The organism is Streptomyces sp. NPDC060232, assembly GCF_042726555.1.
Classification (GTDB): Bacteria; Actinomycetota; Actinomycetes; order Streptomycetales; family Streptomycetaceae; genus Streptomyces.
Genome location: NZ_JBHXAG010000021.1, coordinates 81,974 through 95,979 on the forward strand (window position 1 = coordinate 81,974; position 14,006 = coordinate 95,979).

Annotated in this window: 15 protein-coding genes; 12 read left to right on the forward strand and 3 right to left on the reverse strand. The window is 71.9% G+C overall.

Translation table 11 applies throughout. The features are described from left to right. Positions 1 to 238: 238 nt before the first annotated feature. Entirely contained in the window at positions 239 to 820 is a 582-nt protein-coding gene (locus ACFWFZ_RS26750) for a hypothetical protein (protein ID WP_052030017.1), read from the forward strand. A gap of 211 nt (positions 821 to 1,031) precedes the next feature. After that, positions 1,032 to 1,649 carry a dihydrofolate reductase family protein gene (locus tag ACFWFZ_RS26755; protein ID WP_387125520.1) on the forward strand — a complete coding sequence of 206 codons (618 nt, stop codon included), beginning with the start codon at positions 1,032 to 1,034 and terminating at the stop codon, positions 1,647 to 1,649. A gap of 75 nt (positions 1,650 to 1,724) precedes the next feature. Here ACFWFZ_RS26755 and ACFWFZ_RS26760 read toward each other — a convergent pair whose 3' ends face one another. Next, on the reverse strand, positions 1,725 to 2,093 hold the full coding sequence (locus ACFWFZ_RS26760) for a hypothetical protein (RefSeq protein ID WP_157840143.1): 369 nt from the start codon (positions 2,091 to 2,093) through the stop codon (positions 1,725 to 1,727). 134 nt (positions 2,094 to 2,227) lie between these two features. Here ACFWFZ_RS26760 and ACFWFZ_RS26765 point away from each other — a divergent pair, with 134 nt between their 5' ends. Beyond that, complete coding sequence (locus ACFWFZ_RS26765; protein ID WP_387125521.1) at positions 2,228 to 3,160, forward strand: DMT family transporter; 933 nt, start codon at positions 2,228 to 2,230, stop codon at positions 3,158 to 3,160. Between the two features lie 87 nt (positions 3,161 to 3,247). Here ACFWFZ_RS26765 and ACFWFZ_RS26770 read toward each other — a convergent pair whose 3' ends face one another. Next, positions 3,248 to 4,261, reverse strand: coding sequence for a Gfo/Idh/MocA family oxidoreductase (locus ACFWFZ_RS26770; RefSeq protein ID WP_387125522.1), 1,014 nt, complete (start codon positions 4,259 to 4,261; stop codon positions 3,248 to 3,250). Positions 4,262 to 4,511: 250 nt separating this feature from the next. Between ACFWFZ_RS26770 and ACFWFZ_RS26775 the strand changes: the two genes are divergently transcribed. The 9 genes from ACFWFZ_RS26775 to ACFWFZ_RS26815 all read left to right on the forward strand — a co-directional run bounded on the left by ACFWFZ_RS26775 (position 4,512) and on the right by ACFWFZ_RS26815 (position 12,284). Next, positions 4,512 to 5,492, forward strand: coding sequence for a sugar ABC transporter substrate-binding protein (locus ACFWFZ_RS26775; protein ID WP_387125523.1), 981 nt, complete (start codon positions 4,512 to 4,514; stop codon positions 5,490 to 5,492). Further along, positions 5,489 to 6,523, forward strand: a complete 1,035-nt coding sequence (locus ACFWFZ_RS26780) for an ABC transporter permease (protein WP_387125524.1) — start codon at positions 5,489 to 5,491, stop codon at positions 6,521 to 6,523. The genes ACFWFZ_RS26775 and ACFWFZ_RS26780 overlap by 4 nt, the downstream gene beginning before the upstream one ends. Next, positions 6,490 to 7,449, forward strand: coding sequence for an ATP-binding cassette domain-containing protein (locus ACFWFZ_RS26785; RefSeq protein ID WP_387125525.1), 960 nt, complete (start codon positions 6,490 to 6,492; stop codon positions 7,447 to 7,449). The genes ACFWFZ_RS26780 and ACFWFZ_RS26785 overlap by 34 nt, the downstream gene beginning before the upstream one ends. Next, positions 7,446 to 8,618, forward strand: coding sequence for an ROK family glucokinase (locus tag ACFWFZ_RS26790; RefSeq protein WP_387125526.1), 1,173 nt, complete (start codon positions 7,446 to 7,448; stop codon positions 8,616 to 8,618). Before ACFWFZ_RS26785 ends, ACFWFZ_RS26790 begins: the two co-directional genes overlap by 4 nt. Next, complete coding sequence (locus ACFWFZ_RS26795) at positions 8,615 to 9,208, forward strand: hypothetical protein (protein ID WP_387125527.1); 594 nt, start codon at positions 8,615 to 8,617, stop codon at positions 9,206 to 9,208. The genes ACFWFZ_RS26790 and ACFWFZ_RS26795 overlap by 4 nt, the downstream gene beginning before the upstream one ends. Positions 9,209 to 9,284: 76 nt before the next feature. Then, on the forward strand, positions 9,285 to 9,917 hold the full coding sequence (locus tag ACFWFZ_RS26800; RefSeq protein WP_387125528.1) for an MBL fold metallo-hydrolase: 633 nt from the start codon (positions 9,285 to 9,287) through the stop codon (positions 9,915 to 9,917). 75 nt (positions 9,918 to 9,992) lie between these two features. Then, positions 9,993 to 10,778 (forward strand): exodeoxyribonuclease III, encoded by a 786-nt coding sequence (locus ACFWFZ_RS26805; protein ID WP_387125529.1) that lies wholly within the window; start codon positions 9,993 to 9,995, stop codon positions 10,776 to 10,778. Between the two features lie 118 nt (positions 10,779 to 10,896). After that, a complete protein-coding gene (locus ACFWFZ_RS26810) occupies positions 10,897 to 11,337 on the forward strand; it encodes a DUF6278 family protein (protein WP_387125530.1) in 441 nt (146 codons plus the stop codon). A 203-nt stretch (positions 11,338 to 11,540) separates the two neighbouring features. Then, complete coding sequence (locus ACFWFZ_RS26815; RefSeq protein WP_387125532.1) at positions 11,541 to 12,284, forward strand: amino acid ABC transporter ATP-binding protein; 744 nt, start codon at positions 11,541 to 11,543, stop codon at positions 12,282 to 12,284. Positions 12,285 to 12,327: 43 nt separating this feature from the next. Here ACFWFZ_RS26815 and ACFWFZ_RS26820 read toward each other — a convergent pair whose 3' ends face one another. Beyond that, positions 12,328 to 13,926 carry a CocE/NonD family hydrolase gene (locus tag ACFWFZ_RS26820; RefSeq protein ID WP_387125533.1) on the reverse strand — a complete coding sequence of 533 codons (1,599 nt, stop codon included), beginning with the start codon at positions 13,924 to 13,926 and terminating at the stop codon, positions 12,328 to 12,330. Positions 13,927 to 14,006: the final 80 nt, after the last annotated feature.

Below are 14,006 nucleotides of genomic sequence, written 5' to 3' on the forward strand. Positions count from 1 at the left end.
CTGTCAGCCCAACTGGCCAACGCGTCCACCGGGTTGGAGTCGACTCAGTTCCTCAAGACCCAGGTGGGCGGCTTGCTCGCGACGGACTTTCTCCACCTCGACACCATCGGCCTGCACCGCTTGTACGCCCTGCCCGTCAAAAGCATCGTGGGAGCCATGCCGACGGCCGCCCTTCGGCATCGGAGTCCGCCGATCATTCCGGGTGACAGTCCGGACCAGCGGGTGGCACCATGCGGCCATGTGCGAAGACTGCCTGGCCGGCTACTCACGCTGTGTCCACGTCACCGCTGACGCCGCCGACGCGTACCGCCAGGCCATGCGGCTGTGCGCGCTGATGGAACACCACGGCGAGGAGGCGGAACTGCTGACGCACCTGGAGAGCGTCGACGAAGTCCGCCGAATGGCGGCGGCGCTGCCGAACTCCCGCTTTGTGCACCGCCCTTACCCTGGCGCCCGACCCTCTTGCGGCGCCGGCGGCTGCGAACCGGACGTGCCGGTCATGGACGACCGTGAACTGGAGGCACACCTGCCGCTCGAGATGTCGGCACGGTTCGCACGGGGGACGGCCGAGGACCGGGTTATCGCGGCACTGGGCGACAACGGCAACGCGGTCCTCCTCGTATGGCCGGGCCGCTGGCCGGACAGACCCGAGCACGGCCTGCACGGCTCCCGCCACGACGCGGTACAGGTCGCCTTCCGCGGCGACCACGCCGACCCTGCACTGCTGTCCGGCCGGCACGCGGTCCACGTCCACGTGTCCAAGCAGTCCGGCCACCGCGGCGTCGAGTATCTGGCTGCGCAGGCGGGCGTCCACCCGTGACCAACTCGGTGCTCGTGCACGCCGCCGTCCGGTCCGCATCACCGCACTCGCCCAAGCCGTCCTCGCCCTACACCTGACCAGCTCAGCGTGAAGGTGGAAAGAGCTCACTGACCGGTGGTAAGCATTGGCGGTCGTGCGTGGCGGCGCGATGAGTTCGGGTGGGGGCGGGAGTCTGAATCCGTAGAGACCATCGAGCGAGGAGCGCAGAGGCATGGCCGAGCTGACACTGACCACCTTCGTGACGCTGGACGGCGTGATGCAGGCGCCCGGCGGGCCCGACGAGGACCGCAGCGACGGGTTCGAGTACGGCGGGTGGGCCGCGCCGTACGTCGAGGAGGGGATGGGGGAGTTCATCACCGAGGTGTTCGGCCGGGCCGGGGCGTTCCTGCTCGGGCGGAAGACGTACGAGATCTTCGCCGGCTACTGGCCGGAGCACGACGACCCCGCCGACCCCGTGGCGGGCGGGTTGAACCGGCTGCCCAAGTACGTGGCCTCGACCACCCTCAAGGAGCCGGCCTGGGGGCCGGCCACCGTGCTCGACGGGGAACACCTGCAGAGCGAGATCGTCCGGGTCAAGGACGCGCTGGACGGAGAGCTCCAGGTGCACGGAAGCGGGCAGCTCGCGCAGTGGCTGCTCGCCCGGGACCTCGTGGACGAGATCAACCTGCTGGTCTTCCCCGTGGCGCTGGGCACCGGACACCGGCTGTTCCCCACCGGCGGGCTGCCGACCGCCTACGAGCTGACGGGCTCCCGGACGACGCCCGTCGGGACGGCCATCCACACCTACCGGCCGACGGGCCGCGCCTCCTTCGGCACCGTCGGTGCCTGACCCCCGAGGACCGGCACGGGTGGGCGGGCCGAGCTCGCCGTAGGGCCGGGGCCGGCGCGCGCCGGGCTGCGTCCGCTACCGCCGGTCCAGGGCCAGTTGGACCACGCGGCCCTCGCGCAGGACCAGGAGGTCCGGGGCCTCGTGCTCGTAGTGGCGGATGCGGCCGACCGGGCCCGGCGGGCGGATGTGCGGGGTGAGCAGCAGCAGGAGGTCCTCCAGGGCCGGGAGCTGCTCCTCGTGGATCTCCTGGCGGGCCGTCAGGGCCCAGCCGTCGCGTTCCGCCGGGCCGAACTCGCCGACGAGCATGCCGCCGACGCGCCACGCCGGGCCCCGGGGCGAGAGCAGGCCGTCCCCCGTCAGCTGGCGGCGCACCTCCGCGAGTACGGCGTCGGGCGTGGTGTCGAGCAGGTCGAACGCCAGGTCCACGGCGTAGAGATCAGCCATGGGCCCGATGCTACGGGTCGCAAGCGGACGGCCCGGAAACGGGTCGCCCCGCATGATCGGCTCCGGTACGGTGTGCCCCGCAACCGTGCGAGCCGTCGATGTCTCCACCCCCTGAGCGCCCGCTGGAGACTGCCGTGACCGTTGCCGCGCCACCCCTCGTCGCCGCTCCCCGCCGGGCCTGGCGCGGTGATCTGCCCGTGCTGGCCGTCGCCGTCGTGTGGGGCGGCAGCTATCTCGCCGCCAAGGGGATCACCACCGCGCACACCGTGATCGCCGTGCTGGTTCTCAGATTCGCGGTCGTGCTGCCCGTGCTGGTCCTCGCCGGATGGGCGCGCCTGCGTGCGCTGAGCCCCGCCCAGCTGCGGGGCGCCGGGCTGCTGGGGCTCGTACTCGGCGGGATCTTCCTGCTGGAGACCTACGGGGTCGTCCACACCTCCGCCACCAACGCCGGGCTGATCATCAGCCTCACCATGATCTTCACCCCGCTCGCCGAGGCCGCCATCAGGAAGCAGGCGCCGTCCCCCGGCTTCCTCGGGGCGGCCGCCGCGTCCGTCCTCGGCGTCGTGCTGCTCACTCAGGGCACCGGGGCCGGATTCACCGCGCCCGGCCTCGGTGACCTGCTCATCCTCGGGGCCGCGCTCGCCCGGACCCTGCACGTCCTGCTGATGGCCCGGGTCGAGGCCGTCCAGGAGGCCGACTCCCTCTCCCTCACCACCGTCCAGCTCGGCGGCGCCGTGCTCGTCTTCGCCCTGCTGGCCGCCCTGCCCGCAACCGGCGCCGCACCGTGGGCGGCCGCCGCCGACTTCGGGCCCGCCGAGTGGGCGGGCCTGGCGTTCCTCTCCGTCTTCTGCACGCTCTTCGCCTTCTTCGTGCAGATGTGGGCCGTACGGCGTACCTCGCCCTCCCGGGTCAGCCTGCTGCTCGGCACCGAGCCCCTGTGGGCCGCCGTCGCCGGTATCGCCGTCGGAGGTGAGCACCTGGGCCCCCTCGGCTACGCCGGAGCCGTCCTGGTGCTCGCGGGTACCGCCTGGGGCCGCCGGGCCGTCGCCTCGGCGCCCGCCCCGTGAGCGTGGCCGGAAAGCGCCGCAGTCAGCCGGGGATCACCGCCATAGGGTGGCCGGATGCCCTGCTCACCGATGCGGCCGGCGAACCGGTCACCGATCCGGCAGGTCCGGGAGCTCCTCCAGCCGGACCCGGCGCCGCTCCCGACGCGACAGCTCGCAGGCCTCGGCGACCCGCAGCGCGGCCAGGGCCTCCCGCCCGTCGCAGGGGTTCTCGCCCTCGCCCCGCGCCTGGCGTACGAAGGCGTCCAGCTCGGCCTCGTACGCCGGGCCGAAGCGTTCCAGGAAGCCGGTCCACGGCTTGCTCGCCGCCGGCGGCCCGTTCGGTTCGGTCGAGGCGATCGGCGTCCGGTCGTCCAGTCCGGCGGAGACCTGGTCGCGCTCCCCGGCCAGCTCCATCCGTACGTCGTAGCCGGCGCCGTTGCACCGCGTGCCGGTGGCCGTGACCAGGGTCCCGTCGTCCAGGGTGAGGACCGCCGCGGCCGTGTCCACGTCACCCGTCTGCCGGAACTGCGGGGGACCGGCGTCGGACCCGGCCGCGTACACCTCCACCACCTCGTGCCCGGTCACCCAGCGCACCATGTCGAAGTCGTGCACCATGCAGTCCCGGTACAGCCCGCCCGAGGTCGCCAGGTAGTCGGCGGTCGGCGGCGCCGGATCGGCCGTCGTCGTCCGTACGGTGTGCAGCCGGCCCAGGGCGCCCGAGCGGACCATCTCCCGGGCTGTGAGGTAGCCGGCGTCGAAGCGGCGCATGAAGCCCACCTGGAGCAGGCCGCCCAGGGCCGCCACCTCGCGCAGCACCGACAGGGTGCGGTTCAGGTCCGGGGCGACCGGCTTCTCGCAGAACACCGGGAGCCCGCCGCGTACCGCCCGTACGACCAGCTCCGCGTGCCCGTCGGTGGAGGAGGCCACGACCACCGCGTCCACGCCCCAGGTGAAGACCTGCTCCACGGAGGGCGCGGCGGTGGCCCCGAGCCGGTCGGCGAGGCGCGCCGCCCGCGCGGGATCGGAGTCGGCCAGCAGGAGCGAGCCCGCCTCCGGATGACGGGCGAGCGTCGCCGCGTGGAACGACCCGATCCGGCCAGTTCCGATGAGCCCGATGCGCATGAACTCAACCTGGCCCCGTCGGGGGAACCTGTCAATCCGCTCGCAACGGATCTGCGATCTTCGCGCGCTGATCTGCGATCCCGCCATGTCGATCTGCGCATCGATGCCCCGATGGCCCTTCATGGTCCACTGTGGCGGATACTGGGCGGCTGACACCGGAATGACCGAATGATGACGGACGCGATGGCGGACGAGACGGACGAGGGAAGGGCGCGGCGACGTGGCTAGGGTTCGGACAGGGGTACGCGTCGTGGGCGCCGTGCTCGCGGCGGTACTGGGGGCCTCGCTCGCGGGCTGCAGCAGTACCGGCGGCAAGCGCGCCGAGGAGCGGGCGAAGGCCGCCGAGGCGGGCCGGCCCGCCGTCTCCACCCCGCGCTGGACCTTCGCGATGGTGACCCACGCGGGCGACGGCGACACCTTCTGGGACATCGTCCAGAAGGGCGCCAAGGAGGCCGCGGCCAAGGACAACATCAATTTCGTCTACTCCCACGACGACCAGGCACAGCAGCAGGCGCAGTTCGTGCAGAACGCCATCGACCAGAAGGTCGACGGGATCGTGGTGAGCCTGGCCAAGCCGGAGGCCCTCAAGGACGTGGTGCAGAAGGCCGTCAAGGCCGGCATCCCGGTGATCACGGTCAATTCCGGATCCGCCCAGTCCGCCGCGTACGGGGCGCTCACCCACATCGGCCAGGACGAGACGATCGCGGGCGAGGCGGTCGGCACCGAGCTGAACAAACGCGGCCGCAGGAAGACCCTCTGCGTCCTGCACGAGCAGGGCAACGTCGGCCACGAGCAGCGCTGCGCCGGGGCGAAGAAGACCTTCTCCGGGGAGATGGAGAACCTGTACGTCGAGGGCACCAACATGCCCTCCGTGCAGGCGGCCATCCAGGCCAAGCTCCAGGCGGACCCGTCCGTCGACGCGATCCTCACCCTCGGCGCGCCCTTCGCGCCCACCGCCGTCAAGGCCAAGGAGGCCGCCGGCAGCAAGGCCGAGGTCGACACCTTCGACCTCAACGACTCCGTGGCCCGCGACCTCACGTCCGGCGCCCTCGGCTTCGCCGTGGACCAGCAGCCCTACCTGCAGGGATACCAGGCCATCGACCTGCTCTGGCTGTACCGGTACAACGCGAACGTGCTCGGCGGCGGCCGACCGGTGCTCACCGGACCGCAGATCGTCACCGCCGCCGAGGCCGCCGAGCTGGAGGAGTACATCAAGCGGGGCAGCCGATGAGCGCCGCCACCGCCGTCGACGAGCGGCTCGCGCCGACCTCCCCCGTCCGCAAGCTGCTCGGGCGCCCCGAGCTGGGCGCGGTGGTCGGCGCCGCCGCCGTCTTCGTCTTCTTCTCCATCGCCGCCCCCACCTTCCTCCAGGCCTCCAGCCTCAGCACGATCCTGTACTCGGCCTCCACCATCGGGATCATGGCGGTACCCGTGGCCCTGCTGATGATCGGCGGCGAGTTCGACCTCTCCGCGGGTGTCATGGTCACGACCTCGGCCCTGGTGAGCTCCATGTTCAGCTACCAGATGACCGCGAACGTCTGGGTCGGTGTCGGAGTGTCCCTCCTGGTCACGCTGGCCGTCGGCTTCTTCAACGGCTTCATGCTGACCCGCACCAAGCTGCCCAGCTTCATCATCACGCTCGGCACCTTCCTGATGCTGACCGGCCTGAACCTCGGCTTCACCAAGCTGATCAGCGGCACGGTCTCCACCAAGTCCATCGCCGACATGGAGGGCTTCCCCTCCGCCCGCGCCGTCTTCGCCTCGAAGTGGGAGATCGGCTCGGTCACCCTCCAGATCACCGTCCTGTGGTGGCTGGCCCTGGTCGCCGTCGCCACCTGGATCCTGCTGCGCACCCGCGCCGGCAACTGGATCTTCGCCGTCGGCGGCGGGGCCGACGCGGCCCGGGCGGTCGGCGTGCCCGTCGTGAAGACCCGTATCGGCCTGTACATGGGCGTCGCCCTGTGCGCCTGGATCTCCGGCCAGCACATCCTCTTCTCGTTCGACGTGGTCCAGTCGGGCGAGGGCGTCGGCAACGAGTTCCTCTACATCATCGCGGCGGTCATCGGCGGCTGCCTGATGACCGGCGGCTACGGCTCCGCCATCGGCTCGGCGGTCGGCGCCTTCATCTTCGGCATGACCAGCAACGGCATCGTCTACGCCCAGTGGAACCCGGACTGGTTCAAGTTCTTCCTCGGCGCGATGCTCCTGCTGGCCACGCTGCTCAACGCATGGGTCCGCAAGCGGGCGGAGGCGAGCAAGTGACCAACGGCGAAACCACCACCAGCCCGGCCGGAACGGCCGCCCTGGTGAAGCTGACCGGCGTCAGCAAGTACTACGGCAACGTCCGGGCCCTCCAGGACGTCTCCCTGGAGGTCTCCGCGGGTGAGATCACCTGCGTCCTCGGCGACAACGGCGCCGGCAAGTCCACCCTCATCAAGATCATCGCGGGGTTGCACCGGCACGACGCCGGCAGCTTCGAGATCGAGGGCGAGGAGACCGTCCTCGCCAACCCGCGCGCCGCCCTCGACCACGGCATCGCGACCGTCTACCAGGACCTCGCCGTGGTCCCGCTCATGCCCGTCTGGCGCAACTTCTTCCTCGGCTCCGAGCCGACGAAGGGCCGCGGCCCCCTCCGCCGCCTCGACGTCGAGACCATGCGCCGGACCACCCGCGCCGAGCTGCTGCGCATGGGCATCGACCTGCGCGACGTCGACCAGCCCATCGGCACGCTGTCCGGCGGCGAGCGGCAGTGCGTGGCCATCGCCCGCGCCGTCCACTTCGGGGCGAAGGTCCTCGTACTCGACGAGCCGACCGCCGCCCTCGGCGTCAAGCAGTCCGGTGTGGTCCTCAAATACGTCGCCGCGGCCCGCGACGCAGGCCTCGGTGTGGTCCTGATCACCCACAACCCGCACCACGCCTACCTGGTCGGGGACCGCTTCGTCCTGCTCAAACGCGGCGCCATGGCAGGCAGTCACACCCGCGACTCGATCACTCTCGACGAGCTCACCCGCCAGATGGCGGGCGGCTCCGAGCTCGACGAACTGAGCCACGAACTGGAGCGGGTGGCAGAATCGGGGACGGGCGTCACGGACGCGACGGCCCGCGGAGCCGGCCGCACCGGTCCGGCGGGCGCAGCCGACGAGGCTTCCCGCACCACCGCACCCACGAGGGACGACACGACTCGATGAGCACGTACCGGGACTTCACGCTCACCCACCGGGGGTCGGCGCGAGGCACCGTCCTGCGCACCATCGGAACCCGTGAGCGGCGGTCGCACCTGACCGCCCCACGCGTCCCGACCGTCGGCATCGACATCGGCGGCACCAAGGTGATGGCCGGTGTCGTCGACGCCGACGGGATCATCCTGGAGAAGATCCGCACCGAGACCCCGGACAAGTCCAAGAGCCCCAAGGTCGTCGAGGACACCATCGTCGAACTGGTGCTGGACCTCTCCGACCGGCACGACGTGCACGCCGTCGGCATCGGCGCGGCCGGCTGGGTCGACGCCGACCGCTCACGGGTCCTCTTCGCACCCCACCTGGCCTGGCGCGACGAGCCGCTGCGCGACGCCCTCCAATCCCGGCTCGCCGTGCCGGTCATGGTCGACAACGACGCCAACACCGCCGCGTGGGCGGAATGGCGCTTCGGCGCCGGACGCGGCGAGGACCACCTCGTCATGATCACCCTCGGTACCGGCATCGGCGGGGCCATCCTCGAAGGCGGCCAGGTCAAGCGCGGCCGGTACGGGGTCGCCGGAGAGTTCGGCCACATGCAGGTCGTCCCCGGCGGCCACCGCTGCCCCTGCGGCAACCGCGGCTGCTGGGAGCAGTACAGCTCCGGCAACGCCCTGGTGCGCGAGGCCCGCGAGCTGGCCGCCGCCGACTCCCCGGTCGCGTACAACATCATCGCCAGGGTCGGCGGGAACGTCTCGGAGATCACCGGGCCGCTCATCACCGAGCTGGCCCGCGAGGGCGACGCCATGTGCGTCGAGCTGCTCCAGGACATCGGCCAGTGGCTCGGCGTCGGCATCGCCAACCTCGCCGCCGCCCTCGACCCGTCCTGCTTCGTCATCGGCGGCGGCGTCAGCGCCGCCGACGACCTGCTGATCGGCCCCGCCCGGGACGCCTTCCGCCGCCACCTCACCGGCCGCGGCTACCGCCCGGAAGCCCGCATCGCCAAGGCCCAGCTCGGCCCCGACGCGGGCATGGTCGGTGCCGCCGACCTCGCCCGGCTCGTCGCCCGGCGCTTCCGCCGCGCCACCCGCCGACGGGTCGAGCGCTACGAGCGCTACGCGCAGCTGGGCCGCCGGCGCGAGACCGCCGCACCCACGGACTCCAAGGACGACGCACAGCCGTGAACCCGCCCACCCTGCCCCACCAGGCCTCCGCCTCCGACGAGGGCGGCACGCCGCAGCCCACCCCCGAGGACCGCAGGCACGTCGTCAAGCGGCGCTGGATCACCGCGATCATCATCGTGCTGCTGATCGGCGTACCCGCGGGCTACCTGGCGATCTCCACCCAGCAGAGCCGCGAGAGCGGCCGCGACAAGGCCGCCAAGGTCGGCGCGTCCAAGGTGCGCCCCGGCTGGCCCTCCAGGGTGCAGCGCAGCATCTACGAGGTGCCGATCCCGGCGAAGGCCTGGAAGGTCGGGTTCCTGGAGACCAACAACTGGCGCACCAGCCGCCTCTTCACCCAGTTCGCGGTGACCCCGGCCGACCTGGACGCCTTCCTCGCCGCCGTCGGCACCAGCCGCGACGCGCTGGTCCCCGGGGACGTCACGATCTCCCCGCATGACGCCGAGGTCGCGGGGTGGAGCTGGAGCCCGCGCGCCCTCTGGTACGGAACCACCCTGGAGCAGACCGACCCGCGCCCCAGCCGCGACATCACCGTCGACCTCACCGACCCCGAGAAGCCCAAGGTCTACGTCGTCTCCACGGCCACGCCCTGACCACCGCCGACCGGGCCCTTCCCGAGTGCCGCTCCTGACGGGCGAACGTCGCCTGGCGCGGTACTAGCCTGGGATCATGAAGCTCACCAAGCGGCTGCACTCCTGCGTCCAGTTGGAGAAGGACGGGCGCACGCTCGTCATCGACCCGGGCGCCTTCAGCGAACCGGACGCGGGCCTGGGGGCGGACGCCCTGCTGGTCACGCACGAACACCCCGACCACTTCGACGAGGGCCGGCTGCGGGCGGCCCTCGACGCGTCCCCGGCGGCCGCGCTGTGGACCCTGCGCAGCGTCGCCGAGCGGCTCGCGCCCGCCTACCCCGGCCGGGTGCACACGGTCGGCCACGGCGACACCTTCACCGCGGCCGGTTTCGAGGTGCAGGTGCACGGTGAGCTGCACGCCGTGATCCACCCGGACATCCCGCGGGTCACGAACGTCGGCTACCTCGTCGACGGGTCCCTCTTCCACCCCGGCGACGCGCTGACCGTGCCCGGGGTCCCGGTGGAGACCCTGATGGTGCCGGTGCACGCGCCCTGGAACAAGGTCTCCGAGGTGATCGACTACCTCCGCGAGGTCAAGCCCCGGCGGGCCCTCGACATCCACGACGCCTACCTCGCCGACATCGCCCGGCCGATCTACGACTTCGCGCTGGACAAGCTGGGCGGCACCGACCACGGGCGCCTCACCGCGGGGGACAGCGCCGAGCTGTGACGGTCCCGCCGTGACGGTCCCGCCGTGACGGTCGGCGGCCGGGCGCTGTCGGTGCCGGGCGGTAGGTTGGCAGGTATGCGTATCGCCACCTACAACGTCAACTCCATCACCGCCCGGCTGCCGCGCCTGCTGGCCTGGCTGGAGAGCTCCGGCACCGATGTCGTGTGCATCCAGGAGACCAAGTGCTCGGCGGAGCAGTTCCCGCACGAGCAGCTGCGCGAGCTGGGCTACGAGGCGGCGGTCAACGCCACCGGCCGGTGGAACGGCGTGGCCCTGCTCTCCAGGGTCGGCCTGGACGACGTGGTCATGGGACTCCCCGGCGGCCCCGACTACGAGGGCGTCCAGGAGCCCCGCGCGATCTCCGCCACCTGCGACGGGGTCCGGGTCTGGTCGGTGTACGTGCCCAACGGCCGGGAGGTCGAGCACGACCACTACGGTTACAAGCTGGACTGGTTCCGCTCCCTGGCCGCGGCCGTCGCCGATGACGCGGCCGGCCCGCGCCCCTTCGCGGTGCTCGGCGACTTCAACGTGGCCCCGACCGACGAGGACGTGTACGACCCGGCGGTCTTCGCGGGCCTCACCCACGTCACCCCGGCCGAGCGGGCCGCCCTGGAGGCGCTGCGCGGCATCGGCCTGTCGGACGTCTTCCCGCGCGCGCTGAAGTACGACCGTCCGTACACCTTCTGGGACTACCGGATGCTCGCCTTCCCCAAGAACAAGGGCATGCGCATCGACCTCGTCTACGGAAACGAGCCCTTCACCAAGGCCGTCACCGACGCCTACGTCGACCGCGAGGAGCGCAAGGGCAAGGGCGCCTCCGACCACGCACCGGTCGTCGTCGACCTGGACCTGGACCGGTAGGCGGACCGCCCGGCGGCCGGCGCGGCTGCGGGGCGGCCGATCGGGGCGGCCGATCGGCGGCGGCCGGTCCAGGCGCGCCCTGTGGCCAGCGGCGGGTCCTGGTGCGACGCTGGGCGGTATGAACATCCCTTTCCTGGACAACTGGCTGAACCGGCGTGAAACGGAACAGGGTGCGGGGCTCGCCGCCGCCCTCGTGGACGATCCCGAGGGCGTCGCCGAGTTGTTCTCGGAGTGCGAGATGCTGCGGGTCCACGCGCGGGCGGCCGGGCTCGAACTCGACGGGAGCCCGGCCTCGTTGGAGGCCCTCGACCAGCTGATGCCCCGCTGGCGGCGGGACCCCGAGGTGGTGCCCTGGCTCGGCAACGACGCGGGCTTCTACCTCGGCACCGTGATCGTCCGGACCGTCCCGGGGGCCGGCTGGAAGGTGTGGCCCAACGGCCAGCCGGTGATCCGTCTGGCGTCGGGCCGCGAGCTGAACGTGATCGAGTCGGGGGTGTCGTGGGCGATGACCGGTTCCCCCGAGCTCAGCCAGGCCTACGCCGAGGCCTCCGAGGGCTGACCGGCCCGCCTCCGGCGACTGCCGCGGCTCCGGCGGCAGGCGGCGTGTCGCGGCGAAGTGCCCTTCCGGGGCTGGATAGTTTGCGCTGACCCGGGAGACCGAGGCGCGCCCCGGCGCGACGAGGCCGACCGGGACCCATCGAGACCGGCGCCGGCACCCGAGGCCGCCGACCCGGCACCGACACCGAGTGGGCAGGGCAGCGTATGGCCGTCGATCCGTTGATCGAGCTGCGGGACGTCAACAAGCACTTCGGACCGCTGCACGTACTGCGGGACATCAACCTCACCGTCGGCCGCGGGGAGGTGGTGGTGGTCATCGGTCCCTCCGGCTCCGGGAAGTCCACCCTGTGCCGGGCGATCAACCGGCTGGAGACCGTGGAGTCGGGCACGATCCTGATCGACGGGGAGCCGCTGCCCGACGAGGGCAAGGACCTGGCCCGGCTGCGCGCCGAGGTGGGGATGGTCTTCCAGTCCTTCAACCTCTTCGCGCACAAGACCGTTCTCGCCAACGTCTCGCTCGCGCAGGTCAAGGTCCTCGGGCGCGCTCAGCGCGAGGCGGACCAGCGCTCCCGGCAGCTCCTGGACCGTGTCGGCCTCGCCGACCAGGCCGACAAGTTCCCCGCCCAGCTCTCCGGCGGCCAGCAGCAGCGCGTGGCGATCGCCCGCGCCCTCGCCATGGACCCCAAGGCGCTGCTCTTCGACGAGCCCACCTCCGCACTGGACCCGGAGATGATCAACGAGGTGCTGGAGGTCATGCAGCAGCTCGCCCAAGAGGGCATGACCATGGTCGTGGTCACCCACGAGATGGGCTTCGCCCGCTCCGCGGCGCACCGCGTGGTCTTCATGGCCGACGGCCGGATCGTCGAGGACCGCACCCCCGAGGGGTTCTTCACCTCACCGGAGAGCGACCGGGCCAAGGACTTCCTCTCCAAGATCCTCAAGCACTGAGGGGTCCCGGATCGGGGCCCCGGGGCCCGGCCGCCGCGGTGGATCACCGCTCGCGCAGCGGCACCGAGACATAGCTGGGGTCGCCCTGCGGCGAGGTGAAGGTCAGCTGCGCGCCGGTGGGGTTGTGCTCGATGTAGAGCGGGTCGACGGTGTCGACGACAAGGGCGAGCCGGTGGCCCGCGGGTACGTCGTAGGCGGTCGAGAAGAGCTCCAGGTCCACCCCGAAAGCCTGGCCGGGGGCCTTGCCGTGGAAGGTGTACGGGGCGTTGCTGACGAGCTTGCCGATGCCGAGCGGGCCGACGTCGTAGAGGTAGGCGACGAAGGTGCCGTCGCCCTTGGTGGGCGTGACGGTGGTGTGCAGCCGGACGGTGCCGCGGATCCGTCGGGCCTCGTCGTAGCGGTCCGACTGCCAGACGGCGGCGAAGGCCCGGGGGAGGAGCGGGATCGAGGCGATCGGCGGGGCCTTGAAGAACTGGTCGAAGACGCTGGAGAGCAGCACGACGCCGCCGTCGGCGCCTGAGTCCACGTTCGCGAAGAGGTGCTCGCTGTCGGAGAGCGCGAGCCGCTCGGTGCCGCCGGAGCCGACCGACGCCCAGTCGGCGTAGCCCTCGTAACCGCTGTCGCTACGGGACTTGATCTGCACGGGGGCCTCGGTGTCGACGCCGTTGCGCTCGCCCTTGAGGTAGCGGTCGAACCAGCGGTGGGCATGGGTCCAGGTGTCGTTGGGCAGGCCGAGCAGGCCGGTGCCCTCGGCGGTGGCGTGGTCTCCGGGGCGGAACTCCAGCCGCTTGGGGCCGGTGAGCCGCTCGTAGAACTTCGCGTACTGGTTCGGCGGGAAGATCGTGTCGCCCCACGCGTTGCCGAGCATGACGGCGGTGCCGTTGGCGTTGATCCGGTCCACCTGCTCGGCTGCCGAACGCTTCCTGCCCCACTCGATCATCTGCTGCTCGCGGTCCAGCCGGGAGCCGAGGAAGTCACCCAGGATCGACTGGAGTTCGGGTCCGGGGCGGCCCGTGAGGTAGCCGGCGGCGCCGAGCAGCCCGGCGGCCTGGCGGTGCTGGGTGCGGCCCGAGTAGATGGATTCGATGAGGTCGGCCCAGCCGCTCATGGCGACCACGGCCTTGACGCGCGGGTCGTGCGCGGAGGCGAGCAGGCTGATGCCGGCGCCGTACGAGACCCCGCCCAGGCCGACGCGGTCGGCGTCGGCGGGGGTGTGGGCCAGGGCCCAGTCGATGACGGCGGAGACGTCGGCGATGTCCGGCGGGCCGGCCACCTCGATCTGGCCGCCGGAGAGCCAGAAGCCGCGGGAGGTGTAGCTGACCACGACGTAGCCGGAGTCGGCGAGTTTCTTGGCCTGGGCGATGTATTCGATCTGCGGCATGCCCCAGCTCGTGGGCAGCACGATCAGCGGATACGTCCGGCCGCTCTGGGCTCCGGCCGGGGTGAAGACGTTGCCCTTGAGGGTGATGCCGCCGGAGCCGGGGATGTCGTGAAATCGCAGGTCCGCCGGGGCGGTCTGGGTGGTGGCGGCGGTGGCGGCCGCGGCGGGCGCGGTGGCCGCCTGGGCCTGGTGGGGGGCCAGGCCCAGGGCGGTCGCCGCCAGGAGTGCCGCCACGGCTGCGGCGGTGGTGGTGCGTTCCATCGGTCGCTCCTCGCGTGCACCGGGAGTCCTGAAAGTGACCCGACGGTAACGGGAGGGGCTTACCGGAGGTAACCCGTGAG

Bases quoted from the DNA above. Each gene is read 5' to 3' on its own strand.
- ACFWFZ_RS26805 (WP_387125529.1), top strand. From the start codon at position 9,993: ATGCGTATCGCCACCTACAACGTCAACTCCATCACCGCCCGGCTGCCG.
- ACFWFZ_RS26755 (WP_387125520.1), top strand. From the start codon at position 1,032: ATGGCCGAGCTGACACTGACCACCTTCGTGACGCTGGACGGCGTGATG.
- ACFWFZ_RS26750 (WP_052030017.1), top strand. From the start codon at position 239: ATGTGCGAAGACTGCCTGGCCGGCTACTCACGCTGTGTCCACGTCACC.
- ACFWFZ_RS26760 (WP_157840143.1), bottom strand. From the start codon at position 2,093: ATGGCTGATCTCTACGCCGTGGACCTGGCGTTCGACCTGCTCGACACC.
- ACFWFZ_RS26770 (WP_387125522.1), bottom strand. From the start codon at position 4,261: ATGCGCATCGGGCTCATCGGAACTGGCCGGATCGGGTCGTTCCACGCG.
- ACFWFZ_RS26820 (WP_387125533.1), bottom strand. From the start codon at position 13,926: ATGGAACGCACCACCACCGCCGCAGCCGTGGCGGCACTCCTGGCGGCG.
- ACFWFZ_RS26800 (WP_387125528.1), top strand. From the start codon at position 9,285: ATGAAGCTCACCAAGCGGCTGCACTCCTGCGTCCAGTTGGAGAAGGAC.
- ACFWFZ_RS26790 (WP_387125526.1), top strand. From the start codon at position 7,446: ATGAGCACGTACCGGGACTTCACGCTCACCCACCGGGGGTCGGCGCGA.
- ACFWFZ_RS26810 (WP_387125530.1), top strand. From the start codon at position 10,897: ATGAACATCCCTTTCCTGGACAACTGGCTGAACCGGCGTGAAACGGAA.
- ACFWFZ_RS26815 (WP_387125532.1), top strand. From the start codon at position 11,541: ATGGCCGTCGATCCGTTGATCGAGCTGCGGGACGTCAACAAGCACTTC.
- ACFWFZ_RS26785 (WP_387125525.1), top strand. From the start codon at position 6,490: ATGGGTCCGCAAGCGGGCGGAGGCGAGCAAGTGACCAACGGCGAAACC.
- ACFWFZ_RS26780 (WP_387125524.1), top strand. From the start codon at position 5,489: ATGAGCGCCGCCACCGCCGTCGACGAGCGGCTCGCGCCGACCTCCCCC.